The 3,173-nt window shown below is 66.9% G+C and carries 4 protein-coding genes; all 4 read left to right on the top strand.

Translation table 11 applies throughout. The annotated features are described in order from the left end of the window. The first annotated feature begins 102 nt into the window (after nt 1-102). Nucleotides 103-1,002: a carbohydrate ABC transporter permease gene (locus ACOJSN_RS07695; protein WP_420111918.1), complete on the top strand. Its 900-nt coding sequence runs from the start codon at nt 103-105 to the stop codon at nt 1,000-1,002. Continuing rightward, nucleotides 999-1,880, top strand: a complete 882-nt coding sequence (locus ACOJSN_RS07690; RefSeq protein ID WP_420111917.1) for a carbohydrate ABC transporter permease — start codon at nt 999-1,001, stop codon at nt 1,878-1,880. The genes ACOJSN_RS07695 and ACOJSN_RS07690 overlap by 4 nt, the downstream gene beginning before the upstream one ends. Then, nucleotides 1,877-2,815 carry an aldo/keto reductase gene (locus ACOJSN_RS07685; RefSeq protein WP_420111916.1) on the top strand — a complete coding sequence of 313 codons (939 nt, stop codon included), beginning with the start codon at nt 1,877-1,879 and terminating at the stop codon, nt 2,813-2,815. The genes ACOJSN_RS07690 and ACOJSN_RS07685 overlap by 4 nt, the downstream gene beginning before the upstream one ends. A gap of 19 nt (nt 2,816-2,834) precedes the next feature. Continuing rightward, on the top strand, nt 2,835-3,173 hold a 339-nt coding region (locus ACOJSN_RS07680; protein ID WP_420111915.1), incomplete at its 3' end, for a sugar-binding domain-containing protein.

Here is a 3,173-nt window from a genome sequence, read left to right as displayed (position 1 = left end):
GGGGGGGGGGGGGGCGCCCCCCCCCCCCCCCCCCGACGCGCCGCAAGCGATCACAGGTACCGCGCCCTGAGCGCGGTGCCGCCACCACGAGGAGGGCCGGGAATGCAGAGCGTCCTGGGTGACAAGAAGACGATCCTCATCCTGCTCGCGCCCGCGCTGCTGTTCTACACGCTGATCAAGGTCGTGCCGATATTCTGGTCGCTCGGACTGACCTTCTTCGATGGCAACGTGCTCCGGGGCTTCACGCCCGCAGGGTTCGACAACTTCACGCGCCTGGTCGGTGACAGCAACTTCTGGGAGGCGCTGACCTTCTCCTTCAAGTACGCCGCCGTGGCGACCGTGCTGCAGGTCAGCGCGGGATATCTGCTGGCGCTGCTGTATGTGTTCGCACTGAAGAAATCCTCGGTGATCGTGCGGACGATCTGCTTCTTCCCGGTGATCCTGCCGACCGTGGCGGTCGCGCAGCTGTTCAAGCGCATCTTCGCGATCAACCCGCAGCCGGGCCCGGTCAACGCCGTCATCGAGTTCTTCGGTGGCCAGAGCATCGACTGGCTCGGCGATGGCGGAACGGCCTTCGCTGTCTTCATGATCATGGACGTCTGGAAGTCGATGGGCTTCTTCGCCGTGCTGCTCTTTGCGGGCCTGGTGGACATCCCCGAGGAGGTCATCGAGTCCGCGCGGATCGACGGCGCGAACGGTCTGCGGCTGGTGCGCCACATCGTGATCCCGTTGTCGCTACCGGTGCTGCTGGCTGCCACGGTCTTCGCGATCAACTCCACCTTCAAGGTGTTCGACTCGGTGATCGCGTTGACGAATGGCGGTCCAGGTAACGACACCATGCCGCTGACCCTGTACATGTTCCGCACCACCTTCACCTACAACGAGTACGGATACGGCTCCACCCTGGCGCTCGCGCTCACGGTGGTGGCGTTCCTCATCACGATCCTGGTGTTCCGCAGCTCGCGCCGAGATGTCACGGCCGCGAAGGGAGCGAAGCGATGACCGCCGCAGCCGTGGGCGGAGTGCGCCGCCGCCGATCCCCGTTCAGCCGCCGGTTGACGTTCGGCCGTGTCGTGGTCTGGGTGCTGGTCGCGCTGCTGCTGAGCGTCATGGTCGCGCCGATGATCTGGCTCCTCATCAGCTCTTTCAAGACCCAGAACGAGTTCCTCACCGGCGGCATCTTCGCGTTGCCGGAGGAGTGGCAGTGGGGCAACTACGTCGAGGCCTGGATCACGGGCAGCTTCGCCACCAACGTGCGCAACTCGGTGATTGCCACGGTGCCCTCGCTGTTCCTGCTGCTCGCGACGGGCGTCGCTGCCGGATTCGCGCTCGAGGTGATGGTCTGGAAGGGCCGCAACACCACGCTGCTGCTGTTCCTTGCGGGCATCATGGTGCCTGGCCAGATGCTGCTGGTGCCGCTGTTCATCTCCTACTTCCGCATCGGTCTGACCGAGACCTACTGGCCGTTCATCCTCACCTACACGGCGATGGGGTTGCCGTTGACGGTGTTCATGATGGCTGCCTACTTCCGCTCGCTCCCGCGCGAGATCTTCGAGGCCGCCACGATCGATGGCGCGAGCATGCTCCGGTCCTTCGTCTCGGTCGGGATACCGATGGTGACCAACGCGATCGTCACGCTCGGGCTCGTGCAGTTCTTCTCGATCTGGAACGACCTGTTGGTGGCGTTGACGTTCGTCACCAACCCGGATCTCGCGACGATCCAGGTGGGTCTGCTGAACTTCTCGGGTGAGTACGGTGCGACCAACTACGGACCGCTGTTCGCAGCGATCTGCCTCAATGTGTTCGGCACCCTCGTGATCTTCCTGCTGCTCAGCAAGCAGATCATGAAGGGCATGGCTTCGGGAGCGATCAAGGGATGACGGCGATACCTGGCCCGGCCTCATGGCCGGCGGCAGTGGTGACGATCGGCACGTCGGGTCTGGGGCAGGTGCCGCCCGACGGCGATCCCTCCGCGCCTGTGACGCCGGCCGAGGTGGAGCTCGCGATCGGGATGCTCACGAGTGCGCACGCGCTCGTGGACACCTCGAACATGTACGCGGGCGGTCGCAGCGAGCAGGTGTTGGGGGCGGCGATCCGTGAGCTCGGCGGTCTCCCGGAGGGCATCGTGGTGCTCTCGAAGGCCGACCGTGACCTGGAGACCGGAGCGTTCGACCGGGATCGCGTGTGGCGTTCGTTCGAGGAGTCCACCGCGCGCCTGGGTCTCGATCGGCTGCCGCTGTACCAGCTGCACGACCCGTACACGATCACCTTCGAGCAGGCGATGGGGCCGGGCGGCGCGGTGCAAGGGCTGACCGAGTTGCGCGATCAGGGTCTCGTCGGTGCGATCGGCGTGGCCGCGGGGCCGAGCGAGTTGATGGCCGGCTACGTGCGCACGGGTGCGTTCGAGGTACTGCTCAGCCACAACCGGTACACGCTCGTGGACGCCTCCGCAGCGTCCTTGTTCCATGAGGCAGCGCAACGAGGCATGGCGGTCCTCAACGCCGCGCCCTTCGGTGGTGGCCTGCTGGCGAACGGCTCGACCAACAGCACCAGGTACGGCTACCGCCCGGCATCCGACGAGCTGCTGGACTGGGTGGCGCGGTTGCGTCGCACGTGCGCCGAGCACGGCGTCTCGACCGGCGCGCTCGCGCTGCGCTTCTCCACGCGATCGCCCTGGGTGCGGAGCACGGTCGTGGGCATCAGCAGCCTTCGCCGGCTCGCCGAACTCGATGCGCTGCTGGCTGAGCCGATCCCCGAGAACGTGTGGGACGCCGTCGAGGCGCTCGGCACGCCGCCCTCGACTCTGACCGACTGATCCCCGACCCGAGCAGCCGATGACACACGCGATCCAGACCCCCACGCCCTCCCACGGGCTGCGCCGCACGCGCAGTCAAGGCCTGCGGCACAGCCGCCGCTCCGTGAACCTGTCCGGCACCTGGCGGTTCAGGCTGAGCCCGACGGCGGCGGGCACCGGCCCGCGGCCCGGCACCGAGGTGGCGGGCTGGGACGAGATCGAGGTGCCTGGGCACTGGGTGCTCCAGGGCTACGGCGACCCGCTCTACACGAACACGGCCTATCCGTTCCCGATCGATCCGCCGCGGGTCCCTGACGAGAACCCCACTGGCGACTACGTGCGCACCTTCGAGCTGCCCGCCAACTGGCAGCGAGAGGGG

Source organism: Pseudactinotalea sp. (assembly GCF_048594945.1).
Taxonomy (GTDB): Bacteria; Actinomycetota; Actinomycetes; order Actinomycetales; family Beutenbergiaceae; genus Pseudactinotalea.
Note: the sequence above shows the minus strand (reverse complement) of the source record. Positions and strands in the feature narration are given on the sequence as shown.